Raw genomic sequence first — 25,021 nt, forward strand, 5'->3', positions numbered from 1 at the left:
GCTACGCCCGCTACGCTCGCTCATTCGGTCACCGTGCCGAGCACCGTGCCATCCGGCCCGGCCAGGTGCACCGGCGCGTCGGCGGCCAGGTCACGCACGGCCGCGTAACCGGCACCGTCCAGCGTGGACGCCTCGGTCACCACCACGGCGGCCTCCAACCGGGTGGCACCCGCGGCAGTCGCCGAGGCGACCGCCAGTTGCAGCGCGGTGATGGTCAGCGAGGGCAGCGACACGCTGGCCGCCGCGTACGTCCGGCCGTCCTGATCCCGCACCGCGGCACCCTCCACGGCACCCACCCGGCCTCGGGCACCCCGGGCGAGGATGACCAGCTTGCCGTCCTCGGCGCTCAATTCGGAGCCGGTGGACCGGACGGCCGGTACGGCGGGTGACTCAGGCATCGGCGGGCTGCCTCTCCTCGGATTGGTCGGTGTCGGAACGGGACGCGGTCGGCGGGCCGCCCGCAGCGTCCTTCGGGTCGGTCGGCTCGACCCGGCGCACCAGCACCGTGTCGATCCGGTTGCGTCGACCGGTGGTGCCCTCGGCGACCAGCCGCAGGCCAGCCACCTCGACCCGCGCGCCCGGAATCGGCACCCGACCCAGGGCCTGGGCGAGCAGACCACCCACGGTCTCCACCTCGTCGTGCGGCAGCTCGGTGTCGAACAGCTCGCCGAGATCCTCGACCGGCAGCCGGGCGGTGACCCGCACCGCGCCGTCGGGCAACTGCTCGACCGGTGGGCGCTCGACGTCGTACTCGTCGGTGATCTCTCCGACGATCTCCTCGAGAATGTCCTCGATGGTGACCAGGCCGCCGGTGCCACCGTACTCGTCCACCACGATGACCAGGTGGTTGCGGGCGGCCTGCATCTCCGACAGCAGATCGTCCACGGGCTTGGACTCGGGCACGAAGGTCGCCGGCCGCATCAGCTCGGCCACCGGTAGCTGACGGTCCTCGACGGCCCCACCCTGGGTACGCCGGATCAGGTCCTTGAGATAGAGGATGCCGAGCACGTCGTCGACGCTCTCACCGATCACCGGAATCCTGGAGAAGCCGGAGCGCAGAAACAGCGCGAGCGCCTGGGAGAGGTTCTTGCCCGACTCGATCCACACCATCTCGGTACGCGGCACCATCACCTCACGGGCGATGGTGTCACCGAGAGCGAAGACCGAATGGATCATCTGCCGCTCGCCGTGCTCAACCACGCCCCGCTGCTCGGCGAGGTCGACCAGCTCACGCAACTCGACCTGAGTGGCGAACGGCCCCTCCCGGAACCCACGACCCGGGGTCACCGCGTTACCGATCAGAATCAGCAGGGACGCCAACGGGTTGAGCACCCGGCCCAGCCAGCGCACCAGCGGCGCGGCCGAGCGGCCCACCGCGTACGCGTGCTGCCGGCCGAGGGTGCGCGGGCCCACGCCGACCACGACGAAACTGACCACGGTCATCGCCCCGGCGGTGACCAGCGCCGCCCGCCAGCCCGCGCCGAAGGTGTCCACCGCCACCAGCGCCACCAGCGTGGTGGCGGTCAGCTCGGCGAGCAGCCGGAGCAACAGCAGAAGATTGAGGTGCCGGACCACGTCACCGGCGACCGTCTGAAGGGTACGGGCACCTCGGATCCCCTCGCGGGCCAACTCGGCCGCGCGGGCCGGAGAGACCGCGGCAAGGGCCGCCTCGGTCATCGCGATCAGGCCGGCAAGCACCACCAGCCCGGCAGCGAACACGAGTAGTTGCAGGTCGGGTAGGCCGGTGGCGGCCGCGGCCAGCGGAGTGTCCATCACCGGGAGCGGGCCGACCGCCAGCTCGCCAGCAACCGGGCCTGGAGCCCGAACATCTCCCGCTCCTCCTCCGGCTCCGCGTGGTCGTAACCGAGCAGGTGCAGGACACCGTGCACGGTGAGCAGGTGCAACTCGTCGGCGGTGCGGTGCCCGGCGGTGGCCGCCTGCTTCGCCGCCACCTCCGGGCAGAGCACGATGTCGCCGAGCAGTGCGGGCTCACCACCGGCGGCGGCGGTCTCACCCGGCCCGTGGTCGACGCTGCCCTCGTCCATGGGAAAAGCCAGCACGTCGGTCGGACCGTCGCCGCCCATCCACCGATGGTTCAGCTCGGTCATGTAGTCGACGTCGACAAGCAACACGGACAGCTCGGCGAGTGGATTGACTCCCATCTCGTCGAGCGCGTGCCGGGCGACGGCGAGCACGGCGTCGGTGTCGACCTCGGCACCGGACTCGTTCGCGATCTCGATGGACAACTGTCTTCCCTCGGTCTAGCGGCGCCGGCCGCCGCGGTTGCCCTGGGCGCTGCGCCCGGACACCGCGTGCACGCCCTGCGCCTGCTGGTTCTCGGCGTCCCACCGCGCGTACGCGTCGACGATCTCTCCCACCAACCGGTGACGTACCACGTCGGCGCTGGACAACTGCGCGAAGTGCACGTCCTCGACCCCGGCCAGGATGTCCCGGACGACCCGCAGCCCGCTGGTCGTCCCACCGGGCAGGTCGACCTGGGTGACGTCGCCGGTCACCACGATCTTGGAGCCGAAGCCGAGCCGGGTGAGGAACATCTTCATCTGCTCGGGCGTGGTGTTCTGCGCCTCGTCGAGAATGATGAACGCGTCATTGAGCGTGTTGTGCGTGACCAGGAAGTCATCGGTGACATACAGCGAATCCTCCGCCGCCACCTGGATGCACATCGTCTCCTGGACACCGGCGGGGACGATCGAGTCGATGAAACGCATCGGCCGGCCGCCACCGCACTCCTCGTACCGCTGGCGCTTAGGCGCAAGCCGAAACGGCGGTACGCCCTCCGGCAGCCGGATCTCCACGACGTAGGCGTCCGACCGGTAGCCGACCGGACGACCGTTCGCCAGGCCAGGCGTACGGCCCTCAGCCACTCGAACGCGCCACGTTGCGACGCCGCCGAGCGACTGGACCAGGTACACGACATCGTCGCGGAGACGGGGAGAGGTCGTCGAGTACTGCACCCGGCAGGTACGTCCCGCCTCGACGACCGGTCCGCCGTCGGTGTCGAGCAGCCCCTGCAGGACGGCCAGTCGGACATCGACGCTGTTCTGGAGATATCCGGAAGGCACGAACCTGGTGCCCGACTTCGTCCCGGCCAGCCCCAACTCGCGGAGCGCGACCGTCACCGGGTTCGCGACGATCACCCCGCCGCGGTGACCCTTGGTGTGCCGGAGCACATAGTCGTATTCGCTCTTGCGGTGCAGCTCAACGTCGACCAGGTTGTCCTCGATCGCCCGGGCGAGCTCGGGGTCCGCGGTGGTGAATCCCGGCGTCGTCCGGCACGAGATCGACCCGTCACCGAGCAGCAGGCCGAGGACGTACGGATCGAGCGGAACGTCCTGCGGCTCCAACTGCACCGGAGCCACAACCGGCAGTTCGTAACGGCGGATGTAACCCCGCCGCTCCTGCCCGATCATCTCCTGGGTCTCCAGCGTGCGTCGGCGACCACGCCGCTTGTCCTCGGGGGTGGCCACGGTCCAGAGGTGCTCACCGCAGCACAGGGTGGAGGCCCCGTCCTGCGTGGTCACCCGGTAGACCTGCTTGGGCCCTTGCGGGTAGATCCCGATCACCGGGGTCGGCATGCCGTTCGAGCCGATCACCAGGTCGCCAACCTGGAGTGAGCCGAACCGCTTGAAGCCTTCCGGCGTCAGTACGCGGGCGTCGTACGGCTGCGCCCGACCCCTCATGTATGCCAGGGGGGCGACCTCGATCGTGCCGGCGGCCATCAGCTTCGGGATGGTCTCCGGGTCGAGCATGTCGTGCAGCGCGTCGTAGAGCGGGCGCAGGTAGGGGTCGATCTTCTCGTTGAGCGTGCCGGGCAGGAAACCGAGCCGCTCCCCCGCCTCGACCGCCGGCCGGGTCAGGATGATCCGGTTGATCTGCTTGGCCTGCAACGACTGCACCGCCTTGGCCATGGCGAGGTAGGTCTTGCCGGTACCCGCCGGGCCGATGCCGAAGACGATCGTGTGCCCGTCGATCGCGTCGACGTAGCGCTTCTGTCCCAGTGTCTTGGGACGGATGGTGCGCCCGCGCCGGGAGAGGATGTTGAGGGTCAGGACCTCGGCGGGCCGTTCCGTGCCACCCTGTTCGAGCATGCCGACGGTACGCCGGACGGCATCTGTGGTCAGGGTCTCGCCTTTCTCGATGAGTTCGAGCAGCTCGCTGAAGAGCCGCTCGGCGAGGGCGTTGTCGGCGGGAGCGCCGGTGATGGTGATCTCGTTGCCACGCACGTGCACGTCACTGTTCACCGAGCGCTCGACCAGTCGCAGGATCTCGTCGCCCGCGCCGAGCAGGTTGACCATGATCTTCGAGTCGGGGACCGTGATCCTGGTCTGGACCCGGGGCGGGCCGGGAGGTGGGGTGCCGGTCATAGGTCGGGCCCGAGGGCCCTGCGCCACCTGCTCTCGATCTCGGTGCCGGGCCCGTGGCACGGCGTGCGGACGTTACCACCATCGTATCGGTTCAACGGCGGGGACACGCTGCCCATTTCCGCCGCTGTGACGCTCCGGCACGACCGGACAGAGCAGGGCATTCCACCCCGATGAACCGCCCGGTCAGACACGGAAGTCGAAACCGTCGAAGGTCTCCTGGCGGCGGGTGAACCGGTAGGTCGCCCAGTGCATCCGGACCACCACGCCGGCGGAGTCCCGGGTCAGCCGGAGCAGCTCACCGTTCTCCCGGCCGGAGACGGTACGGAACACGTCCGGCTGCTCCGGTGCCGGAGCGAACACCGCCGGCGGCTTCCCCGGCGGGTCACCGGCGCCACGGGCCCGCAGGGCCCCCTCGTGCCACGAGAAGACGTACTCGAAGCCCTCGCCCCACCAGCGGCCGAGCAGTCCGCGCACGTCCGGCGGCGCCGGCTCACCGGGACGCCACGGGTCGATGTCTGCCGGATCGTGCTCGACCGCGGCGGCGAGCAGCCGGTGCGGCAACTCCAGCAGCTCGACGGCGGTGCCGGAGGAGCCCAGCACGGCGGCGCCGAACGCCCCCGGGGTGTCCTCGCCGCCCCGGCGGCCGTACGCCCCGGCGAGGAAGCCCGGCATCGCCCCGTCGTGCCCGACGTGCACCACCCGCTCCCCCTGAGGTACCAGGATCAGACCGAGACCGAAGCCGCCGGCCCAGACCGCCTCATCGGTGACCGTCACCGGCCAGCGCATCTCGTCCAGGGTGGCCGGGGCGAGCACCCGACCCGCCGCGTCCAACGCCGCCGGGTCGGCCAGGAAGGCGGCCCACCGGGCCATGTCGGTGGCCGTGCTCCACAGCTGCGCGGCGGGGCTCACCGCGCCGAAGTCGGTGGGCGGCTCCGGATGCGCCTCGTCGGAGTACGCGTCGACCAGGAACCCGGTCGCGGCGCGCGGGCCCGGGGTGGTTGTGGTGGCGGTCAGCCCGAGCGGGGTCAGCACCCGCTCGGTCAGCACCTCCGCCCAGGTGCCGCCGCGTACCTTCCCGACCAGGTGACCGAGCAGCGCCATGCCGAGATTCGAGTAGTGGTAGCGGCGGCCGGCCGGCAGCACCCGCTCGGCCCGGTCCAGCTCGGTGATCAGCTGGTCGGTGTCCGGTGCGCGCAGGGTGTCCCAGACGTCGCCGTACGGTTCCCGTTGCAGGCCGGCGGTGTGCGACAGCAGCCGGCGTACGGTCAGCTCACCGTGCGCCGGCAGGTCGAGGTGCCGCCGCAGCGGGTCGTCGAGGTCGAGCAGCCCGTCGTCGCGGCACTGCATGACCAGCACGGCGGTGAACGTCTTGGTCACCGAGCCGATCCGGAACCGGGTCTGCTCGTCCAGGGCCGTGTCGTTTCCGGTGCCGCCGGCGGTGCACGTCCACAGCGGCCGGTCGGCGCGGTGCACCGCTGCCGAGACCGCCGGCACCCGGGCCTGCGCCTGGACCTGGCGCACCATCCGGTCCAGGCGACCGGCGGCGGAGGTGGGGCCGGCGGCGGAGGTCATCCGAGTCTCCGTGCCAGCATCGGGCCGAGCGGGGCGCCGCCGAGCACGTGGGCGTGCACGTGGAAGACCTCCTGGCCGCCGTACGCCCCGGTGTTGAACATCAGCCGGAACCCGTCGCCGAGCAGGCCCTCGTCCTCGGCCACCGCGGCGGCGGTGGCCAGCACCTCGCCGGCCAGCGCCGGGTCACCCTGGCCGAGCGTGGCCACGTCGGCGTAGTGCTCCTTCGGTACGACCAGCACGTGCACCGGTGCCTTCGGGTCGATGTCGCGGAAGGCGAGCGTGGTGGGCGTCTCGCGGACCACGGTGGCCGGAATTTCTCCGGCGACGATGCGGCAGAACAGACAGTCGCTTCCCATCCGGGCAGTGTAAGGAAGGGTTCCTCGGCGACGCCCGCGCGACGCTCACCAGCGCAGCAGGCGGGTGGCGAGGACCGCCAGGGCGGCCACGCCCGCGGTGGAGGTGCGCAGCACCGAGGTACCGAGCCGTACCGGTCGGGCGCCGGCTTCCTGGAAGGCCGACAACTCGTCCGGGGTGATGCCGCCCTCCGGCCCCACCACCAGCACGATCTCGCCGTGTTCGGGCAGCTCGACGGTGGTCAGCCGGTCGGTCGCCGCCTCGTGCAGCACGTACCCGGCCGCCGCCCCGGCGATCCGGCGGGTCACCGATGCGGTGCTCTCGTCGGGCGCTCCCGCCACCACCGGCAGCCACGCCCGCCGGGCCTGCTTCGTCGCCTCCCGGGCGGTGGCGACCCACCGGCTGCGGGCCCGTACGCCCCGGTCGCCGCGCCACTGCACCACCGAGCGGCCCGCCGCCCACGGGACCAGCTCGTCCACGCCCGCCTCGGTCATCGCCTGCACGGCAAGCTCACCCCGGTCGCCCTTGGCGATGCCCTGGACCACCACCAGCCGCGGGTTCGCCGCGTCGACGTACCCCCGGTCGGTCACGTCGAGGTCGAGGGTGCCCCGGCCGACGGCGGTGACCACGGCGGTGGCTGTGCCGCCCCGCCCGTCGGCGAGCAGCACCTGCTCGCCGACGCGTAGCCGTTGCACGGTGGCCGCGTGGTGGCCCTCGGGCCCGTCCAGCACCATCGAGGCGGCGGTCGGCAGCGACTCGACGAGGAACAGCGGGGCGGACACGTCAGGCGTGGCCGTTGAAGGCGTCGCGCATCCGGGAGAAGAAGCCACCCTGCTTGGTCAGCTCGGCGACCTCCTCGCCGCGGGTCTTGGCGAAGTCGCGCAGCATCCGTTCCTGGTCGGCGTCGAGCTTGGTCGGGGTACGCACGTCCAGGTGGACGTAGAGGTCGCCCCGCCCGGCGCCGCGCAGGTGCGGTACGCCGCGGGCCCGCAGCCGCAGGGTGCTGCCCGGCTGGGTACCCGGCTTGACGTCGACCGGTTCCTCGCTGTCGAGCGCCTTGATGGTCAGCCGGGTGCCGAGTGCGGCGGCGGTCATCGGCACGGTGACCCGGCAGTGCAGGTCGTCGCCCTTACGGGAGAAGACGTCGTGTGGCCGTTCGTGGATCTCCACGTAGAGGTCCCCGGCGGTGCCGCCGCCCGGGCCGACCTCGCCCTGCTGGGCGAGGCGGATCCGCATACCGTCCTCCACCCCGGCGGGGATCTTGACGGTCAGCGATCGGCGGGTGCGTACCCGGCCGTCGCCGGCGCAGGTCGGGCAGGGGCTCGGGATGGTGGTGCCGTAGCCCTGGCAGACCGTGCACGGCCGAGCGGAGACCACCTGCCCGAGGAAGGTGCGCTGCACCGACTGCACCTCGCCCCGGCCACCGCACGCCTCGCAGGTGGCCAGGTGGGTGCCGGCGGCGGTGCCGGCACCGGAGCAGGTGGTGCAGAGCACGGCGGTGTCGACGGTGATCGGCGCCTCGACGCCGAAGGCGGTCTCCTGGAGGTCCAGCTCCAGGCGCAGGATCGCGTCGGCGCCGGGGCGGGTACGCGGACGCGGGCCTCGCCCGGCGCCCGTGGCGCCGCCGAAGAAGGCGTCCATGATGTCCTGGAAGCCGACGAAGGGGCCGGCCCCGCCGGGGCCACCCGGACCGCCGGGCCCGCCTCCGCCGGGTGCCAGCGGGTCCCCGCCCAGGTCGACGATCTGCCGTTTCCGATCGTCCGAGAGGACCTCGTACGCGGCGTTGATGTCCTTGAACTTCTCCTGTGCCTCCGGATCCGGATTCACGTCCGGATGGAATTGGCGCGCCAGCTTGCGGTAGGCGCGCTTGATCTCGTCATCGGAGGCACCCTTGCTCACGCCGAGAATGCCGTAGTAGTCCCTGGCCACTGCGTTCCGTGTCCTCGTGTTCGTCTCGAGTTACGCCGTTCGGCGGCGGCAGCCTGCCGTCGGCCCTGACTGGTCAGTTCTGGGCCAGCAGCTCGCCCACGTAGCGTGCCACGGCCCTCACCGTGGCGATGGTTCCGGGGTAGTCCATCCGGGTCGGTCCCAGCACGCCCATCCCCCCGACGATGGTCGCGCCCGGGCCGTACCCGGTGCTGACCACGGAAGCCGCCCGTAGGTTGTCGATCTCGTTCTCGTCGCCGATACGTACCCGCAGCGTGCTCGGCTCCACCTCGCCGATGAGCTTGAGTAGCACGACCTCCTCCTCAAGTGCTTCGAGGATGGGACGCAACGAGCCCTGGAAGTCGAGCAGACCGCCCCGGGCGAGGTTGGCGGTGCCGGCCAGGGCGAGCCGCTCCTCGTGCCGTTCGACGAGCGTCTCCAGCAGCACCGTGGACAGCGTGGTCATCGCCGGGCGCAGGTGCGGCACGGAGTCGTCGATGAGGGCCTGCACCAGCGGCGGGGTCTCCGACAGGCGGACACCTACCAGCTTCTCGTTGACCAGCCGGCGCAGATCCAGCACGTCGTCGGCGGGGACCGGTGCGGGCAGTTCGACCAGCCGCTGCTCGACCCGACCGGTGTCGGCGATCATCACCAGCATCAGCCGGGTGGTGGAGATCGGCACCAGTTCCAGGTGACGCACCCGGGACCGGGCCAGGCTCGGGTACTGCACGACGGCGACCTGCCGGGTCAGCTGTGCCAGCAGCCGAACCGTGCGGTGCACCACATCGTCGAGATCGACGGCGCCGGCCAGGAAGCGCTCGATCGCCCGGCGTTCGGCCGGGCTGAGCGGCTTGACCCGGCTCAATCGATCGACGAAGAGTCGGTAGCCACGGTCGGTGGGCACCCGCCCCGCGCTGGTGTGCGGTTGACGGATGTAGCCCTCGTCCTCAAGCACGGCCATGTCGTTGCGGACCGTGGCCGGCGAGACACCGAGTTGGTGCCGCTCGACAAGCGACTTGCTGCCGACCGGCTCCTGGGTGGCGACGTAGTCCTCGACGATCGCCCGGAGCACGGCGAGCTTCCGGTCGTCCAGACCCATCCTTGCCACCTCCTGTCGCAGGTCAGCCCCCAGCGTCACGGCCACCAGAGGAACACTCTGGCACTCGACTGTAGCGAGTGCCAGTCTACGTCGGCGTCCCCCTCGGCGCGATGATCAAGTCGGCCGGCCCGTCATCGAACCGATCGGCGGGTTGACACTCGCCGGTGTCGCTCTGGTGCGCCGTTGCCGCTGGCACCTACCGTGACCTCCATGACTGAACCACCTCGTCCCCCGGACTCCGGCGACGAACCCACGACACCACTGTCCGGTTCGCCAGGCCAGGGCGGCTATCCCCCGCCCGGCGGTTATCCCCCGCCCGGCGGCTATCCACCTCCCACCGGCGACCAGCCGCCCGGCGGTTACCCTCCCCCACCCGGAGCCCCCGGTGTCGGCTACCCGACCGGCGGTTACGGCGCTCCCGGCGGTGGCTACGCCAACAACGAGGACAAGACCTGGGTCCTGATCGCCCACTTCGGCGGCCCGCTCGGCGTGGTCGTCGGTGGCGGGCTCTTCGGCTGGGTGGCGCCGCTGATCGCGATGATGACCCGCGGGCAGCAGTCCCCGATCGCCCGGGCCCACTCCGTGGCCGCGCTGAACTTCCAGCTCACCTGGGCCATCGTCGGCGTGCTGAGCTGGGTGCTCGCCACGATCACCTGCGGCATCCTGTTCTTCGCGCCGATCATCGCCGGGATCGTGCCGGTGATCTTCGGCATCATCGGCGGGGTCAAGGCCAACGACGGGGTGCTCTACCAGTATCCGATGAGCTACGCGTTCGTGAAGCGCTGACCGCGCGGGCCGGCCGGATGACGGGGGTCAGGGCAACAGGTCGCGGACCACGGCGTCGGCGAGCAACCGGCCGCGCAGGGTGAGCACGGCGCGGCCGGCGGCGTGGGCCGGCTCGGCGAGCAGCCCCTCGGCCAGCGCCCGCGCCGCGCCCGCCCGTCCCGCGTCGGTCAGCACGTCCAGCGGCAGGCCGGAGGCCAGCCGCAACCGGAGCATGACGTCCTCCATGTGCGCCTCGTCGCCGGTGAGCACCTCCCGGGCCTGCCCGGGTGACGCCCCGGCGGCGAGGCGTTGCGCGTACGCGGCGGGATGCTTGACGTTCCACCAGCGCACCCCGCCGACGTGGCTGTGCGCCCCCGGCCCGAGGCCCCACCAGTTCCCGCCGGTCCAGTAGAGCAGGTTGTGCCGGCAGCGCGCGGCTGGCGTGCGGGCCCAGTTGGAGACCTCGTACCAGGAGAAACCGGCCGCGCCGAGGGCGGACTCCGCGGCCAGGTAACGGTCCGCGGCGACGTCCTCGTCCGGGTACGGCAGCTCGCCACGGCGCATCCGGGAGGCCAGCCGGGTGCCGTCCTCGACGATCAGGGCGTACGCGCTGACATGGTCCACGCCGGCGGCGACCACCTGGTCCAGCGAGGCGGCGAAGTCCTCGGCCCGCTCCCCCGGCGTTCCGTAGATCAGGTCGAGATTGACGTGGTCGAAGCCGGCGTCGCGCGCTTCCATCGCGGCGGCGGTGGCCCGGCCGGCGTGGTGCCGGCGGTCGAGCACGGCGAGCACCCCGGGCGCGGCCGACTGCATGCCCAGCGAGATCCGGGTGTACCCGGCCGCGCGCAACTCCTTCAGCGAGGTGGGCGTGACCGACTCGGGGTTGGCCTCGGTGGTCACCTCCGCGTCGGTGGCCAGCCCCCAGGTCCGGTCGATGGCGTCCAGGATGCGGGCCAGGTCGTCGGCGGGCAGCAGGGTGGGGGTGCCGCCGCCGACGAAGACCGTCTCCACCCGGGCCGGTGGGGTGTCGTCCAGCACCCGGGCGGCGAGCGCCAGTTCCGCCAGCACGGCGTCGGCGTAGCCCTCCCGGCTCGCGCCGCCGCCCAGTTCGTCGGCGGTGTACGTGTTGAAGTCGCAGTAACCGCAGCGACTCGCACAGAAAGGCACGTGCACGTAGACCCCGAAACCCCGGACGCCTACGGACGCACGGGCGGACGCGGGCAGCGACCCGTCGGCGGGGACGGGCTCGCCTGCTGGAAGGACGCCGGGCATGGCCACTAGTGTGCCCTGGCATGACCTCTCCCGACGCGTTCGTGCGGGTCGCCACGGCCCACGGGGTGACCACGCTCACCCTGGACAGTCCGCACAACCGCAACGCGCTCTCCACGCCGCTGATGACCGAACTGCTGGCCGGGCTGGCCGCCGCGGTCGCCGACGACGCGGTCCGGGTGATCGTGCTCGACCACACCGGGCCGGTCTTCTGCTCCGGCGCCGACCTGAAGGAGACCGCGGCGGCGTACGCCAGCGGCACGGTGCCCGCCGGGATGCTGAGTGACGTGCTCGCGGCGGTCTGGGAGTGCCCGAAGCCGGTGCTGGCGAGAGTCGCCGGCCCCGCCCGGGCCGGCGGCCTGGGCCTGATCGCGGCAGCCGACCTGGCGGTCTGCGCGGCCGAGGCCACGTTCGCCTTCACCGAGGTGCGGATCGGGGTGATCCCCGCGGTGATCTCCGCGACGGTGCTGCCCCGCCTGACCACCCGGGCGGCAGCCGAGCTGTACCTGACCGGCGACCCCTTCGACGGCCGGCGGGCCGCCGAGATCGGCCTGGTCACCGCCGCGGTGCCGGCCGCGGAGCTGGATGCCGTGGTGCGGCGGTACTGCGACTCGCTGGTACGCGGCGCCCCGGCGGCGTTGGCCGGCGCGAAGCGACTGCTGCGCCGCCCGGCCGCCGTCGACCTGCGCGCCGACCTGGCCGAGCTGGCCGAGCTGTCCACCGGCTACTTCCTGTCGGCCGACGGGGTCGAGGGGGTCACCGCGTTCCGGGAGAAGCGGCCGCCGCGCTGGGTGGCGGAACTCGGTGGGTGAGGTACGGCCGGGACGGGGAACCTCGCGTTGCGCGTAGGTGCCGCAGGAGGTGGGAACCGGTCGGACGACCCGAACAGGTCGATGAGGGACGTACGCTTGGCGGACCTTGACACAGGAGGTGCGGGTGCGGACTCGGGCTTTCGCGACGGGATTCGTGGTCCTCGTCCTGATCGCCGCGATCGGGACGATCGTGGTGCTGAGGCAGGCCGGTGAGGGGCTACGGCTGCCGCTGGCCGGCCGGGCCTGCACGGTGCAGGCCGACGGCGAGGTGACGCTCGACTCGCAGCAGATGGCGAACGCGGCGACCATCGCGGCGATCGGCGTGCAACGCGAGATGCCGGAGCGGGCGGTGGTGGTGGCGCTGGCCACCGCGTACCAGGAGTCCGGGTTGCGCAACCTGACCGGTGGCGACCGCGACTCCGTGGGGCTGTTCCAGCAGCGACCGAGCCAGGGTTGGGGCACACCGAAACAGATCCGCGACCCCCGGTACGCGGCGGGGAAGTTCTACGCGGCGTTGAAGAAGGTGCGCGGCTGGGAGGACATGCGGGTCACCGACGCCGCACAGAAGGTCCAGCGCTCGGCCTTCCCCGAGGCGTACGAGAAGTGGGCCGACGAGTCGCAGGTGCTCACCCGGGCGCTGCTCGGTCACGCCACCACGGCGGTCACCTGCGCGGTGGGCGGCGATCCGGTGATGCGCGGCGCCGCCGCCATCGCCGCGCTGACCGAGGGGCTGGCGCTCGACTGGGGCCTGCGGGCCTTCACCGGCAACGACGACCGGCAGGTGGGCAGGAGTTACTTCACCTCTGCCGTCGACAGCTCCGGCAACCCGACCCTGCTGAAGGTGGGGATCAACGAATCGCCCTCCGCCGAGGGCGTGCGGGCGGGCTGGCGGTACACGCACTGGCTGGTCTCCCACGCGAAGGAGCACGGGGTGAAGCGGGTGACCTACGACGGCCGGGAGTGGACCGCCAAGCGCGGCGACTGGAAGCGCCTGCCGGACAGCGACCGGGGTGACACGGAGGTCCTCGCCGAGGTCCACGCCGACGTCTGATCGGCCCCGATCTCCTTAGAGCGACCGCCCTTACCCGCAGTCACCGCAAGATCCGGCATTTCGGTATGTAAGGCCGCGTCTCGCCACGTTGCGTGACATGGGGTAGTCGTCCAACCGCCTTCAGTCGCCGTACCTGTGGAAAGGTCGCAGGGTGCCCCCCGAGTCGCCTGGACGCGCGTTACGATCGGCGGCCTGTGCCAGAAATGGTTTCACCTCTTGGGGAGGGGTACTACGTGGCGTTCGACTACGGCGACCGGACCGGCTACGAACCGATCAGTGACGTCGACCGCAAGGAGTTCCACGAGCAGGGCTTTCTCCTGCTGCGCAACGTCCTGACCGAGGATCACCGGGCCGCTCTCGAGGCCGCGGTCGACCGGGTGTACGAGGAGGAGAAGGCCAAGGGCAACACCACCAAGGACGGCACCCTGCACCTGCTGGGCTTCCTTGAGCGTGACGAGCTCTTCGGCGAGCTGCTCACCCACCCGATCGCGTTCCCCTACATGTGGGGCCTGGCCGGCTGGAACATCTACACCCACCACAACCACCTCGACGTCACGCCGCCGGCGTTGGAGCCCGAGAAGCCGTACTGGGGTTGGCACCAGGACGGGTACCGGCAGAACTCCGACCCGGAGACGATGGACCCGAACCTGCCCCGGCCGATGTTCTCGCTGAAGGTCGCCTACGTGCTCTCCGACCTGTCGGAGAAGGGACGGGGCGCGACGAAGGTGATCCCCGGCAGCCACCTGTGGAACTCGCTGCCGCGCCCGGCGGATCTGAGCGTGCACAACCCGGATCCCGAGGGCACCGTCGAGATCACCGCCAAGCCGGGTGACGCCTTCATCTTCGACCGCCGCCAGTGGCACTCCCGGTCGACGAACCTGTCGAACATCACCCGCAAGATGCTGTTCGTCGGTTACACCTACCGGTGGATCCGCCCGCTCGACGAGCTGCACCCCGACAAGGACGGCGAGTGGTACCGCAACCGCACGCCGGTGCAGCGTCAGCTGCTCGGGGAGGGCACCCACACGGCCAACTACTGGGGCATCAACTGGGACGGCTACATCGACGACGAGATCCCGCTGCGCAAGGAGCTCAAGCAGCGCGGTCTGCTCAACCGCAGCATCCCCTGGCTCCGCTGACCAAAGCGTGACGACAGGCCCCGTGGCCACGCCTGGACGTGGCCCACGGGGCCTGTTCGCGTCTGCTTGAGAGGACCTGCCGGCCCGTCAGCCGGCCGGCTCGCCCAGCCGGCGACGCGCCTTCTCGCGAATCGGCTCGGGCAGGTCGTCGGCGGCCAACAACCGGGGCAGCAGCGCCGGTTCCAGGGTGAGCGCCCGGAACACCTCGCCGAGGGTCACCCCGTGGGCCGGCCGGTGCACGATCTCGATCGGGTCGCCGACGCCCACCGCGCCCTCCCGCATCACCCGCAGGTACGCGCCGGGCGTCGCACGGGCGGTGAACCGCTTGATCAGATCCGGTACGCCCCAGAAGCCGGCAAAGGTGGTGCACGGGCTACGCGGCGTGGTCACCTGGAGCAACACCTCGCCGACGGCCCACTGCTCGCCGATCACGGCGCCGGTGACGTCGACCGCGTGCGTGGTGAGGTTCTCGCCGAAGCCGCCCGGGCGGATGGCGCGCCCGAGGTCCGCCTCCCACCAGGCCGCGTCCTCCCCCGCATACGCGTAGACGGCCTTGTCCGGACCACCGTGGTGGGACCGTTCGCCGATGAAGTCGCCAGCCACCCCGTCGATGCGGAAGAACACCGGAGCCTCCGCCGGCCGCTTGTCGATGCCGCTGCGCCCGCTCGCGTCACCGGCCCACTCCGCCTCGGTCACGATGCCGACGTTCACCGATGCCACCCTGCCCGTCATGATCACATCCTACGGGAGCGGCTACGGCCACCACCGCCCGCGCTGGTCAGGTCGGTCCCGGCCCGGGCACCACGTTGGGCGTACGCATGCGAAAGGCGCCCGACCTCGACGGTCGGGCGCCTTTCGACGGTTCAGCTGTTACCGATGGGTGACACCCCGGCGGTTGCGGCCCACACCGGCGACCAGCGCCACCGCCACGGCGGCCAGCAGCACCTGGAGCAGCAGCTCCCGCCAGTCGATACCGGCGGTCTCGGCGAAGCCGGACGCACGGGCGATCACGGTGCCGAGCAGCGCCGCACCGACACCGATGAGCATGTGCAGCCAGATCGGCATGTTCTGACGGCCCGGCACCACCAGTCGGCCAAGCGCACCGACGATCAGACCAACGATCAGGGCGGTGATGATGCCCCAGACGGTGAGCTCCATGGTCGCTCTCCTTCACAAAGACGTTCAACGTTTGTGGTGTTCCTGTCGTGACCGCCTAATGCCCGACGAGCGAAGATCCCAAACCGGCTTTTCTGGCCGAGAGGTCGCGACCATCCCGAAAGACCGCGTCACGCGGACGGGCGCCCGGCCGGGTGGCCGAGCGCCCGTCGGGACGGATGCGCTTACTTCTTTCCGCTTACTTCTTTCCGCTCGCCTTGCCGTCGGAGTCGGAGGAGAGCGCGGCGATGAACGCCTCCTGCGGGACCTCCACCCGGCCCACCATCTTCATCCGCTTCTTGCCCTCCTTCTGCTTCTCCAGCAGCTTGCGCTTACGGCTGATGTCACCGCCGTAGCACTTGGCGAGCACGTCCTTACGGATGGCGCGGATCGTCTCCCGGGCGATCACCCGGCTGCCGATGGCTGCCTGGATCGGCACCTCGAACTGCTGGCGCGGGATGAGGTTGCGCAGCTTCGCCGCGATGGTGGTGCCGTAGGCGTACGCCTTGTCCTTGTGCACGATGGCGCTGAACGCGTCCACCGGCTCGCCATGCAGCAGGATGTCGACCTTCACCAGATCGGACGCCTGCTCGTCGGTGGGCTCGTAGTCCAGCGAGGCGTAGCCCTTGGTACGGCTCTTGAGCTGGTCGAAGAAGTCGAAGATGATCTCAGCCAGGGGCAGCGTGTAGCGCAGTTCCACCCGGTCGGCGGAGAGGTAGTCCATGCCGAGCAGATTGCCCCGCCGGCCCTGGCACAGCTCCATCACCGCACCGACGTAGTCGTTGGGGGTCAGCACGGTGGCCCGCACCGTCGGCTCGTACACCTCGGCGATCTTGCCGGTCGGGTACTCGCTGGGGTTGGTGACCACGACCTCCTGGCCGTCCTCCTGGATGGCCCGGTAGACCACGTTCGGCGCGGTCGAGATCAGGTCCAGGTTGAACTCCCGCTCCAGCCGCTCCCCGATGATCTCCAGGTGCAGCAGGCCGAGGAAGCCGCAGCGGAACCCGAAGCCGAGGGCACCCGAGGTCTCCGGCTCGTAGGTCAGCGCCGCGTCGTTGAGCTTGAGCTTGTCCAGCGCGTCGCGCAGCGCCGGGTAGTCCGACCCGTCGATCGGGTAGAGGCCCGAGTACACCATCGGCTTCGGGTCCTTGTAGCCACCGAGAGCTTCGGTGGCCGGGCGGTTGTTGATGGTGACGGTGTCACCGACCCGGGACTGGCGGACATCCTTGACCCCGGTGATCAGATAGCCGACCTCGCCGACGCCGAGCGCCTCGGCCTTCACCATCTCCGGCGAGATGACCCCGATCTCCAGCAGCTCGTGCACCGCCCCGGTGGACATCATCTTGATCCGGTCCCGGGCGCTGATGTGGCCGTCGATCACCCGGACGTAGGTGACCACGCCCCGGTAGACGTCGTACACCGAGTCGAAGATCATGGCGCGCGCCGGGGCGTCGGCGTCGCCGACCGGCGGGGTGAACTGCCGGACGATCTCGTCGAGCAGGTACGGCACACCCTCACCGGTCTTGCCGGAGACCCTGATGCAGTCCGCCGGGTCGCCCCCGATCAGGTGAGCCAGTTCCTCGGCGTACTTCTCCGGCTGGGCCGCCGGCAGGTCGATCTTGTTGAGCACCGGGATGATGTGCAGGTCGTTCTCAAGCGCGAGGTAGAGGTTGGCCAGCGTCTGCGCCTCGATGCCCTGGGCCGCGTCGACCAGCAGGATCGCGCCCTCGCAGGCCGCCAACGACCGCGACACCTCGTAGGTGAAGTCGACGTGGCCAGGCGTGTCGATCATGTTGAGCACGGCCTGCTCACCGGCCCGCTCGCCCTCGGCGATGGTCCACGGCATCCGGACCGCCTGGCTCTTGATGGTGATGCCACGCTCGCGCTCGATGTCCATCCGGTCGAGGTACTGCGCGCGCATCTGCCGCGGGTCGACCACGCCGGTGAGCTGCAACATCCGGTCGGCCAGGGTCGACTTTCCGTGGTCGATGTGGGCGATGATGCAGAAGTTCCTGATCCGCCCCGGGTCGGTGGCACCAGGAGCGTTCGCGCCGGGATCGAGCGTCGGTGGCACAGCGGTCCGTTCTGGTCGGCTGACGTGAGCGGGCCGGCACGTGCCGGCCCCCTCTATGCTCCCATGTCCCCGGCGGGCATCGGCCGGGCGTCCGTCACTCCTGCGGCGGCTCGACGAAGAGGGTGGCGAGCCGGGGCAGTCGGCGACGGGCCTCCTCCTCGTCGTCGAAGTCCCAGAAGTCGTTCAGGTCGGGCTGCGGTGTCGCCGTACGCTCCCCCGGCAGGTCGGTCGCGGTGGCCCTGCGGTACGCGTCCCACGGCACCGCGAGCATGTCCGCGCACTCGAACTCCTCGCCGCTCAACGAGGCGGACCGGATCTGCGGCAGCTCGGCCAGCGAGTCCGGATCAGCGACCGCCCGGGCGAACACCTCCCGTCCCTGGGTCATCAGCCAACCCCGGAAGTACTCGAACCCGTCGTCAGAGGCGCCACCGTTGATCAGGTACGCGGCACCCCACAGGTCGACCCGGTAGGACGCGCCGAGGACCCGTTGCTGATGGTGGGCGTACCCGACGATCTCCTCGGGGGCGCGGGCGGCGAGCAGCGCGACGGCCCGGGCGGCGATGGCGTCCGGCTCTCCCCCGCCGGTGCGGGCGCGGTCGATCAACTGCCAGAAGTCGTCGGTCCTCATGGTCCGGCAGTCTGGCAGACGCCACCCCGGGTGCCCGGATCCGCGCCGGAGGTCGCCGCCCGACCGGCCACCGGGCAGCATGGTCGGGTGAGTTCCGCCTCCCCGCCCGAGTACCACGCGACCGCGCAGCGGCCCGAGTGGTCGGTCCTGCCGGCGCGGCTGCGGGCCGCAGTGGCCACCCGGCTGGGCGCCCCGGTGGTCCAGGCCACGACCGCCGGTGCCGGCTTCACCCGGGGTTTCGCCGCGCTGCTGCGCACCGCCGACGGGCATCGCGCGTTCGTCAAGGCCGCGCCCCAGGCCGAGCAGCCACACCTGGTCGACTGGTACGCCCGGGAGGCCGCGATCCTCAACCGGCTGCCGGCCGGATTGCCGGTGCCCCGCCCGCACTGGACGCTGTGGGAGGCGGGCTGGTATGTCCTGGGCCTCGACGCCATCGACGGTCACACCCCTCGGCTGCCCTGGGCGCAGGTCGAACTGAGCGCCACCCTCACCGCCTTCGCCGACGTCGCCGAGGCGCTCGCCGATCCACCGGCCGAGTTGACCGCCCTCGGCCTGCCCCGCCTCAGCGACCTGGCCCGCGACGACATCCTCTGGTGGGGCGAGGTCGCCGCCGGCCGGGAGCCGGTGCCACCGTTGCCCGCCCCGGCGCGGGGACGGCTGGCCGAACTGGTCGCGCTGGAGTCACGCCTGCCCGGGTACGCCGCCGCTTCGACCGGGCTGACCCACGGCGACCTGCGGGTCGACAACGTGCTGATCGACACCGCCGGTGCGGCCTGGTTCTGCGACTGGTCGTGGCTGTGCCAGGGGCCGGCCTGGTTCGACCTGGTCACCCTGCTGATCACCGGGTACGCCGACGGGCTGGACGTCGATTCCCTCTTCGCCGCCCACCCGGCTGCGGCCGGCGCGCCCGAGGACGCGTTGGACGTCACGCTGGCCGCCCTGGCCGGCTACCACCTCACCGCCTCGACGTCGGCGCCACCGACCGCCTCCACCCACCTGCCGACGCACCAACGGTGGACCGGCGAGCAGGCTCTCGCCTGGCTCTCCCACCGCCGCGCCTGGACCTGACCACGCCCCACCCGCCGCCCGCACCCACACCGTTGATCATGAGGTTGGCGGCAGTTTGAAGATCAACGATTGCCGCTAACCTCATGATCAACCAGGGCGGATGGCGGGTGGGGCGGGTGCCGTTTTGGCCCGCCCGAACCGGACCTGGTAACCTGGCTCTTCGCGCAGCGATGACGCATGCTCGTCGCGCGCACAAGCTGACCAACCCGAGCTATCAAGACGAGGCTGTCGCGTGGCGAACATCAAGTCCCAGATCAAGCGCAACCGGCAGAACGAGAAGCGCCGGCTGCGTAACAAGTCGGTCAAGTCGTCGCTGAAGACCGCCATCCGCAAGTTCCACGAGGCCGCTGAGGCCGGTGACGTCGAGAAGGCCGCCGCCCTCATGCAGGACGCCTCGCGCAAGCTGGACAAGGCGGTCAGCAAGGGCGTCATCCACGGCAACCAGGCCGCGAACCGCAAGTCCGCGATCGCCAAGCGCGTCGCGTCGCTCGCTTCCTGAGCCAGCGCCCAGACCTGACGGAAGCCCCGAGGCGGTGCCTCGGGGCTTCCGCACGTCCATCCGCCCGGCGTTGATCCATCCGGTCCGGCCGCGCGCCCTGATCAGGACCCGGGTTCGGTGGTTTCCGGCCGAGACCCGACATCCCGCTCCGCCGCCTCCCCGCCGCGCCCCGCCGCCGGGGCACCCGAGCCCGTACCGTCCAGGCCTCGGTCGGGCCGGCCGTCGGCGGCGAGCGGTGTCGGCCGCGCCGCGCCGGGGCCGGCCACCTCAGCCGGCTCGGACTGCACCACGACGCCGGGCACGCTGTGCCGCAGCCAGTCGACCCGGGCCCGCCCGACCACCGGCTCCATCTGCTGGCGGAACCGGTCACGCTCCTGCTCGGGTACGGCCGCGGCGGAGCGCACCACCGCGGCGGCCACCAGGTCGTTGAGCTTGACCATCACGGCCACCGTGGCGGGCAGCACGAGCACCGCCCACCAGGTCACCAACTCGGCGAGCGCGAGCAGCGCCGCCAGCGCGATCGCCCCCTCGAAGAAGATGAAGCAGAGCACCCCACCCGGATTGACGAACCGCAGGCCGAGCACCCGCGCGTAGAACGGCCGGTACCGCTCCTCGTCGGCCGGGATCGTGGCCCACGAGCCACGGAGGGCTCCGCTCACCTGGCGCCGCCCTGCCGGGCGGCCGCCACCGAGAAGACCGCCTTCTCCAGCGCGTACGCCCGGTCGTCGGAGCCGCCCTTGACCGCCGCGTTGCACTCGGCCGCCGCTCGCATCGCCAGGACCAGCCCGTCGGGGGTCCAGCCCCGGGCCTGCCGTTGGGCCCGTTCGACCTTCCACGGCGGCATGCCGAGGCTGCTGGCGAGTTGGTACGGGCTGCCCCGGCCGGCCGAGGCGACCCGGGCGACCGTACGGATGCCGTCGGCGAGGGCGTCGGCGATCGGCACCGGATCCACCCCCACGTGCAAGGCCCAGCGCAATGCTTCCAGGGCACCCGGGAGATCACCGACCATCGTGGCGTCAGCCACCGTGAACCCGCTGACCTCCACCCGGCCCCGGTAGTAGCGCGCCACCGTGTCGGCGCCGATCCGGCCGTCGGTGTCGGCGATCAGTTGGGAGCAGGCTGCCGCGAGTTCGCGCAGGTCGTTGCCGACCGCGGCGATCAGCGCCTCGGCGGCGTCGTCCGTGCACCGTCCGCCGGCCCGGCGGATCTCGTCGCGGACGAAGGACACCCGGTCGCGGTGCCCCTTGAGCTTCGCGGCGGTCACGACCCGGGCACCGGCCGACTTCAGGCCGTCGGCGAACGCCTTGCCCTTGGCGCCCCCGAGGTGCGCCACCACGAGCTGCACCTCCGGGTCGGGGTTCTTCGCGTACGCCAACAGGGCGGCGACCAGGTCCTTGCGGGCGTCCTGACCGGACCGGAGCACCAGCACGCGACGCCCGCCGAACAGCGACGGGCTGAGCATCTCGTCGATCTCACCGACGGTGAGCTGACTGGCCTGGTATTCGCGCACGTCAACGGCGGGGTCGACGGCGCGGGCGGCGGCAACGGTTTCGGACACCGCGCGCGTGGCGAGCAGCTCCTCGTCGCCGAGGACGAGCACAATAGGAGCGGCACTGGCGGCGGTCACGCCGCCCATATTCGCACGCGTGGCCGGTCGGTCCAGCCTGCTCGTCATTACTCTGCCGGCAGACCCCGCACTCAGCGCAAATCCAGACATACCCCTTATCTTTCGCTTTTGGCGCTAAATTGCCGTCGATTCATCACCGTGGACTGACCCGGTCGACGCCAGCGCTCACCACCGCCAGTCCCCGCGGCGACCGCACCACCGCCACGTCACCCCCGACGTCGGTACGCAGCACCCGCGCCCCACCCCGAGCCAGCCGGGCCAGCACCGCCGCGTTGGGATGGCCGTAGCTGTTCTCCGCGCCGACCGGCACCAGCGCCACCGCCGGCCGCACCGCGTCCAGAAAGGCCGGATCCTGGTACGCGCTGCCGTGGTGGGCGACCTTCAGCACATCCGCCCGCAGCCCGTCCGGTGGCAGCCGCTCCCGCAGCGCACGCTGCTCCTCGACCTCGGCGTCGCCGGTCAGCAGGATCCGCACCCGGTCGACCATGGCGAGCAGCACCAGGGAGTTGTTGTTCGGATCCGAGCGGGTGCCGCGCATCGGGTACGGCGGGCCGAGCACGGTCAGATCGACCGCGCCGGCCCGATAGCGCCAACCCGCCGGTGCGGCGACCACCGGCGTGCCATGCGCCGCAGCGGTGCTGCGCACCAGATCCCGGCCGGTCACTGGCTCCGGCCACTGCGGAACCAGGACCGTGTCCACAGACCTTCCCCGGAAGATCCCGGCCACCCCGCCGGTGTGGTCCACGTGGAAGTGGCTGACCACCAGCAGCGACACCCGACGTACGCCGAGCCGGCGCAGGCAGGCGTCCGCCGCCGCCGGATCCGGACCGGCGTCCACCACGACCGCCCGGCCCACCGCCACCGGCAGCAGCATCGTGTCGCCCTGACCTACCGCACAGGCGGTGACGACCCAGCCGTCCGGTGGCCATCCCGGCGCGATCACCCGCACCGGCAGGGCACCCAGCACGACCGCGACGGCGCAGACCGCCACCAGGCGACGTACCACCGGGCGGCGGGCAGCGACCAGCAACGCCACGGTCAGCGCCGTCAGCAGCAGCGCCCCGGAGATCCCGCCGGGCCAGGGCAGGTTGCCCGCCGGCAGCCGGGCGCCGTACCGGGCCACCAGCACCAGCCACCACGCCGGCCAGTGCGCCAGCCAGGCCACCGCCTCGGCACCGGCCGGCCAGATCGGCGAGACGACCGCCGCCGCCACGCCGAGCACCGTCGCCGGTGCTATCGCCGGCACCGCGAGCAGGTTCGCCGGCACCGCGACCAGGCTGACCGTGCCCGTCAGTCCGGCGATCACCGGCGAACAGGCCAGTTGTGCGGCGGCCGGCACCGCCAGCGCCTCGGCCGCCCCCGGCGGTACGCCCCGCCGACGCAGGCCGTCCCGCCAACTCGGTGCGAGTAGCAGCAACCCGCCGGTGGCCAGCACGGACAGCGCGAAGCCGGGGTCGCCGGCCAGGCCCGGATCGACAAGCACCAGCGCCGCCACGGCGGCGGCGAGCGCGGGCACTGCCGCCCGGGGCCGGCCGGCGGCCAGCGCGGCGAGCCCGATCGCGCCCATGGTGGCCGCGCGTACCACGCTCGGGGACGGCCGGACCAGGATGACGAAGCCCACCAGGGCAAGGCCGCAGAGGCACCCGGCCAGCGCGGGACCGGCACGGGCCCAGCGGGCCAGCAACAGCACGGCACCCACCACAATTGCCACATTCGACCCGGAAACAGCATTCAAGTGAGTCATTCCGGTGGCCTGGAAATCCTCCTCCACCCGGTCAGGCAGCCGGCTGGTGTCTCCGACGACCAGGCCGGGCAGCAGGCCACCGGGATCGTCCGGCAAAGGTGCGCACGCCTGCTGGAGGCCGGCGCGCAGCCGACCGGCCGCGCGTTGCAACGCCGAGGGAGAACCGAGCCGAATCGGTGCGCCGACGGCCATCAGGACCGCCCCGGTCAGGTCGCCGCCGCGTGGCTCGGCCAGGCGCCCGTCCGCAGTGAGCCGTTGCCCGGGCAGCAGACCCCGCCACGCCGGGTCGTCGGCGAGCACCAGCACCCGCGCCGGGAGGGCGATCCGTTGGCCCTGCGGCCCGGTCAGCGTCACCAGCCTGGCCGGCACCAGCAGGGTCGGTGGACGGCCCACGATGCCGCCGCGTACCGGCCGGGGATCGGCCCGGATCACCAGTTCGGCGGTGACCCGGGCCCGTTCGTCCACCAGGACGCGCAGTGGGCCCGCGTCCCGTACGGTCAGCCGCGCCGAGGTGGCCGCCCCGCCGCAGACCACGCCGATCAGGATCGCCACCGCGACCCAGCCGTGGCGGCGTACGGTCGGGCCGGGCCGCCCGACGAAGCCGAGCAGGTGCAGCGCCGCCACCCCGGCGAGACCGGCCGCGACCGCGGCCAGCAGCAACGTCCGTCGGGCATCGAGATGCAGCCCCGCCAACGCGGTGAGCCAGGCCGCCACCGCCAGCCCGGCCAGGCGGAGGTCGGGTGCGGGCCCGCCGGTCGCGACAACGGGGATTCCGGCCGACGGTGCGACCGGAGCGGCCGACGCCCTCACACCGTCACCAGGTCCTTGAGCTGCTCGTACCGGGCGTCGCCGATTCCGGTCACCTGACGCAGGTCGCCGATGGACCGGAAGCCGCCGCGCTGATCGCGATACTCGATGATCCGCTGGGCGAGCACCGGCCCCACCCCGGGCAGGGTTTCGAGCTGTGCCGACGTCGCGGTGTTCAGGTTGACCCGCCCGCCGGCGCCCGGTCCGCCGCCCGGCACCGGGCCGGCTCCGGAGACGGGATCCGCCGCCGCGCCCGGAGGTGCCGGCACGCCGACCAGGATCAGCTCGCCGTCGCTGATTCGGCGGGCCGGATTCAACATCGCCACGTCCACCCCTGGCAACGCCCCTCCGGCGGCGTGCAGGGCGTCGGCCACCCGCGCGCCGGCCGCCAGCCGCACCAAGCCGGGCCGTCGGACCTTGCCGGCGACGGCGACCACCAGCTCACCGGTCGCCTCCGTCTCGGGCTTCGCCGGCTCGCCACCGGCCTCGACGGACGGGTCCGGTGTCACGACGGTTCCGCTCTCGGCGACGACCGGTTCCACCTCAGGACGGGACTGCCAGGCCCAGGTGGCCGCAACCAGCACCACGAGGGTGGCGACGGCGGCGAGCGCCCGCACTCCCCGCCGGCCCGGATCGAAAGCGCTCGGCCCCGCAAGGGGCTTCGGCGACTCCTCGTCGACCGTCCGCCCTCGCTCGTCGTAGAGCGGTCCTTCGTCGCTGACCCGAACCGGACCACCCGGGCGGGCCGGCCCGCCGCTGCTGACCGGGCCACCGGCCCGGATCGGTCCGCCGCCCCGAACGGGACCGGTGCCACCGAGCCGGTCGGCAGTCTGGACCGGCAGCAACACGGTCGGCCACTCCGCGACCGACGTCGGTGGTACGGCAGCGCCGGCCGGCAGGTCCAGCGCGCTGGGCATCAGGTGCCACAGACGCCGCCGGACCACCATCTCCTCGTCCTCGTCCTTCGACACGGCGCGAGGTTAGGGCGGCGAGGCCCTGTCGAGCGCTCCGCGCCGGTCCGCCTGTGGACACCGCAAGGCTCTGTGG

At 71.9% G+C, this 25,021-nt stretch carries 23 protein-coding genes and 3 pseudogenes; 6 read left to right on the forward strand and 20 right to left on the reverse strand.

Annotation, left to right across the window (positions count from 1 at the left end; translation table 11 throughout):
* Positions 1-20: 20 nt before the first annotated feature.
* From KBX50_RS09600 to hrcA, 11 genes and pseudogenes are all read right to left on the reverse strand, one after another.
* Positions 21-398: a cytidine deaminase gene (locus tag KBX50_RS09600; RefSeq protein WP_210936418.1), complete on the reverse strand. Its 378-nt coding sequence runs from the start codon at positions 396-398 to the stop codon at positions 21-23.
* Positions 391-1,773 carry a hemolysin family protein gene (locus KBX50_RS09605; protein ID WP_374224592.1) on the reverse strand — a complete coding sequence of 461 codons (1,383 nt, stop codon included), beginning with the start codon at positions 1,771-1,773 and terminating at the stop codon, positions 391-393. Before KBX50_RS09605 ends, KBX50_RS09600 begins: the two co-directional genes overlap by 8 nt.
* Entirely contained in the window at positions 1,773-2,246 is a 474-nt protein-coding gene (gene ybeY, locus KBX50_RS09610) for an rRNA maturation RNase YbeY (RefSeq protein WP_210936420.1), read from the reverse strand. Before ybeY ends, KBX50_RS09605 begins: the two co-directional genes overlap by 1 nt.
* 15 nt (positions 2,247-2,261) lie before the next feature.
* A pseudogene (locus KBX50_RS32720) lies at positions 2,262-2,618 on the reverse strand (PhoH family protein); the annotation flags it as partial.
* Positions 2,619-2,888: 270 nt separating this feature from the next.
* Positions 2,889-3,596: pseudogene (locus KBX50_RS32725) on the reverse strand (LAGLIDADG family homing endonuclease); the annotation flags it as partial.
* Positions 3,597-3,638: 42 nt separating this feature from the next.
* A pseudogene (locus KBX50_RS32730) lies at positions 3,639-4,385 on the reverse strand (PhoH family protein); the annotation flags it as partial.
* Positions 4,386-4,568: 183 nt separating this feature from the next.
* Entirely contained in the window at positions 4,569-5,957 is a 1,389-nt protein-coding gene (locus tag KBX50_RS09620; protein WP_210936424.1) for a serine hydrolase, read from the reverse strand.
* Positions 5,954-6,313 carry a histidine triad nucleotide-binding protein gene (locus KBX50_RS09625; protein ID WP_210936426.1) on the reverse strand — a complete coding sequence of 120 codons (360 nt, stop codon included), beginning with the start codon at positions 6,311-6,313 and terminating at the stop codon, positions 5,954-5,956. The genes KBX50_RS09620 and KBX50_RS09625 overlap by 4 nt, the downstream gene beginning before the upstream one ends.
* A gap of 45 nt (positions 6,314-6,358) precedes the next feature.
* Complete coding sequence (locus KBX50_RS09630; RefSeq protein ID WP_210936428.1) at positions 6,359-7,093, reverse strand: 16S rRNA (uracil(1498)-N(3))-methyltransferase; 735 nt, start codon at positions 7,091-7,093, stop codon at positions 6,359-6,361.
* Position 7,094: 1 nt separating this feature from the next.
* Complete coding sequence (gene dnaJ, locus KBX50_RS09635) at positions 7,095-8,240, reverse strand: molecular chaperone DnaJ (protein WP_093407519.1); 1,146 nt, start codon at positions 8,238-8,240, stop codon at positions 7,095-7,097.
* 73 nt (positions 8,241-8,313) lie between these two features.
* Positions 8,314-9,336, reverse strand: a complete 1,023-nt coding sequence (gene hrcA / locus KBX50_RS09640; RefSeq protein ID WP_210936430.1) for a heat-inducible transcriptional repressor HrcA — start codon at positions 9,334-9,336, stop codon at positions 8,314-8,316.
* A 210-nt stretch (positions 9,337-9,546) separates the two neighbouring features.
* Here hrcA and KBX50_RS09645 point away from each other — a divergent pair, with 210 nt between their 5' ends.
* On the forward strand, positions 9,547-10,122 hold the full coding sequence (locus KBX50_RS09645) for a DUF4870 domain-containing protein (RefSeq protein ID WP_210936432.1): 576 nt from the start codon (positions 9,547-9,549) through the stop codon (positions 10,120-10,122).
* A 27-nt stretch (positions 10,123-10,149) separates the two neighbouring features.
* Here KBX50_RS09645 and hemW read toward each other — a convergent pair whose 3' ends face one another.
* On the reverse strand, positions 10,150-11,373 hold the full coding sequence (gene hemW / locus KBX50_RS09650; protein ID WP_210936433.1) for a radical SAM family heme chaperone HemW: 1,224 nt from the start codon (positions 11,371-11,373) through the stop codon (positions 10,150-10,152).
* A gap of 20 nt (positions 11,374-11,393) precedes the next feature.
* Between hemW and KBX50_RS09655 the strand changes: the two genes are divergently transcribed.
* The 3 genes from KBX50_RS09655 to KBX50_RS09665 all read left to right on the forward strand — a co-directional run bounded on the left by KBX50_RS09655 (position 11,394) and on the right by KBX50_RS09665 (position 14,372).
* Complete coding sequence (locus KBX50_RS09655; RefSeq protein ID WP_210936434.1) at positions 11,394-12,182, forward strand: enoyl-CoA hydratase-related protein; 789 nt, start codon at positions 11,394-11,396, stop codon at positions 12,180-12,182.
* A 118-nt stretch (positions 12,183-12,300) separates the two neighbouring features.
* Entirely contained in the window at positions 12,301-13,233 is a 933-nt protein-coding gene (locus KBX50_RS09660) for a hypothetical protein (RefSeq protein ID WP_210936645.1), read from the forward strand.
* Between the two features lie 233 nt (positions 13,234-13,466).
* The gene (locus KBX50_RS09665; protein WP_307870899.1) at positions 13,467-14,372 is read left to right on the forward strand and encodes a phytanoyl-CoA dioxygenase family protein; all 906 of its coding nucleotides are present in this window, start codon (positions 13,467-13,469) and stop codon (positions 14,370-14,372) included.
* An 87-nt stretch (positions 14,373-14,459) separates the two neighbouring features.
* On the opposite strand, the gene KBX50_RS09670 is transcribed toward KBX50_RS09665, so the two are convergent.
* From KBX50_RS09670 to KBX50_RS09685, 4 genes are all read right to left on the reverse strand, one after another.
* Positions 14,460-15,104 (reverse strand): MOSC domain-containing protein, encoded by a 645-nt coding sequence (locus KBX50_RS09670; protein ID WP_210936436.1) that lies wholly within the window; start codon positions 15,102-15,104, stop codon positions 14,460-14,462.
* 138 nt (positions 15,105-15,242) lie between these two features.
* Entirely contained in the window at positions 15,243-15,530 is a 288-nt protein-coding gene (locus KBX50_RS09675) for a GlsB/YeaQ/YmgE family stress response membrane protein (protein ID WP_164449407.1), read from the reverse strand.
* A gap of 196 nt (positions 15,531-15,726) precedes the next feature.
* The gene (lepA, locus tag KBX50_RS09680; RefSeq protein WP_210936437.1) at positions 15,727-17,601 is read right to left on the reverse strand and encodes a translation elongation factor 4; all 1,875 of its coding nucleotides are present in this window, start codon (positions 17,599-17,601) and stop codon (positions 15,727-15,729) included.
* A gap of 94 nt (positions 17,602-17,695) precedes the next feature.
* On the reverse strand, positions 17,696-18,229 hold the full coding sequence (locus KBX50_RS09685; RefSeq protein WP_210936438.1) for a DUF4240 domain-containing protein: 534 nt from the start codon (positions 18,227-18,229) through the stop codon (positions 17,696-17,698).
* Between the two features lie 87 nt (positions 18,230-18,316).
* On the opposite strand from KBX50_RS09685, the gene KBX50_RS09690 reads away from it, so the two are divergent.
* Both KBX50_RS09690 and rpsT read left to right on the forward strand, forming a co-directional pair.
* Complete coding sequence (locus tag KBX50_RS09690; protein ID WP_307870900.1) at positions 18,317-19,297, forward strand: phosphotransferase; 981 nt, start codon at positions 18,317-18,319, stop codon at positions 19,295-19,297.
* Positions 19,298-19,529: 232 nt separating this feature from the next.
* Positions 19,530-19,796 carry a 30S ribosomal protein S20 gene (gene rpsT, locus KBX50_RS09695; RefSeq protein WP_093407538.1) on the forward strand — a complete coding sequence of 89 codons (267 nt, stop codon included), beginning with the start codon at positions 19,530-19,532 and terminating at the stop codon, positions 19,794-19,796.
* Between the two features lie 101 nt (positions 19,797-19,897).
* Here the strand turns inward: rpsT and KBX50_RS09700 are convergent, their stop codons facing one another.
* From KBX50_RS09700 to KBX50_RS09715, 4 genes are all read right to left on the reverse strand, one after another.
* Positions 19,898-20,455, reverse strand: coding sequence for a hypothetical protein (locus tag KBX50_RS09700; protein WP_307870901.1), 558 nt, complete (start codon positions 20,453-20,455; stop codon positions 19,898-19,900).
* A complete protein-coding gene (holA, locus tag KBX50_RS09705) occupies positions 20,452-21,432 on the reverse strand; it encodes a DNA polymerase III subunit delta (RefSeq protein WP_210936442.1) in 981 nt (326 codons plus the stop codon). Before holA ends, KBX50_RS09700 begins: the two co-directional genes overlap by 4 nt.
* 124 nt (positions 21,433-21,556) lie before the next feature.
* Positions 21,557-23,977 carry a ComEC/Rec2 family competence protein gene (locus tag KBX50_RS09710; protein WP_210936444.1) on the reverse strand — a complete coding sequence of 807 codons (2,421 nt, stop codon included), beginning with the start codon at positions 23,975-23,977 and terminating at the stop codon, positions 21,557-21,559.
* Positions 23,974-24,921 carry a ComEA family DNA-binding protein gene (locus KBX50_RS09715; protein WP_247673438.1) on the reverse strand — a complete coding sequence of 316 codons (948 nt, stop codon included), beginning with the start codon at positions 24,919-24,921 and terminating at the stop codon, positions 23,974-23,976. The genes KBX50_RS09710 and KBX50_RS09715 overlap by 4 nt, the downstream gene beginning before the upstream one ends.
* Between the last annotated feature and the right edge of the window lie 100 nt (positions 24,922-25,021).

The sequence above is a fragment of the Micromonospora sp. C51 genome (assembly GCF_018070435.1).
Classification (GTDB): Bacteria; Actinomycetota; Actinomycetes; order Mycobacteriales; family Micromonosporaceae; genus Micromonospora; species Micromonospora sediminimaris.

Excerpts from the sequence above, each read along its gene's own strand:
- KBX50_RS09600 (WP_210936418.1), bottom strand. The coding sequence starts at position 398 with ATGCCTGAGTCACCCGCCGTACCGGCCGTCCGGTCCACCGGCTCCGAA.
- KBX50_RS09605 (WP_374224592.1), bottom strand. The coding sequence starts at position 1,773 with ATGGACACTCCGCTGGCCGCGGCCGCCACCGGCCTACCCGACCTGCAA.
- KBX50_RS09620 (WP_210936424.1), bottom strand. The coding sequence starts at position 5,957 with ATGACCTCCGCCGCCGGCCCCACCTCCGCCGCCGGTCGCCTGGACCGG.
- KBX50_RS09625 (WP_210936426.1), bottom strand. The coding sequence starts at position 6,313 with ATGGGAAGCGACTGTCTGTTCTGCCGCATCGTCGCCGGAGAAATTCCG.
- hrcA (WP_210936430.1), bottom strand. The coding sequence starts at position 9,336 with ATGGGTCTGGACGACCGGAAGCTCGCCGTGCTCCGGGCGATCGTCGAG.
- KBX50_RS09645 (WP_210936432.1), top strand. The coding sequence starts at position 9,547 with ATGACTGAACCACCTCGTCCCCCGGACTCCGGCGACGAACCCACGACA.
- hemW (WP_210936433.1), bottom strand. The coding sequence starts at position 11,373 with ATGCCCGGCGTCCTTCCAGCAGGCGAGCCCGTCCCCGCCGACGGGTCG.
- KBX50_RS09655 (WP_210936434.1), top strand. The coding sequence starts at position 11,394 with ATGACCTCTCCCGACGCGTTCGTGCGGGTCGCCACGGCCCACGGGGTG.
- KBX50_RS09670 (WP_210936436.1), bottom strand. The coding sequence starts at position 15,104 with ATGACGGGCAGGGTGGCATCGGTGAACGTCGGCATCGTGACCGAGGCG.
- KBX50_RS09675 (WP_164449407.1), bottom strand. The coding sequence starts at position 15,530 with ATGGAGCTCACCGTCTGGGGCATCATCACCGCCCTGATCGTTGGTCTG.
- KBX50_RS09685 (WP_210936438.1), bottom strand. The coding sequence starts at position 18,229 with ATGAGGACCGACGACTTCTGGCAGTTGATCGACCGCGCCCGCACCGGC.
- holA (WP_210936442.1), bottom strand. The coding sequence starts at position 21,432 with ATGGGCGGCGTGACCGCCGCCAGTGCCGCTCCTATTGTGCTCGTCCTC.
- KBX50_RS09715 (WP_247673438.1), bottom strand. The coding sequence starts at position 24,921 with ATGGTGGTCCGGCGGCGTCTGTGGCACCTGATGCCCAGCGCGCTGGAC.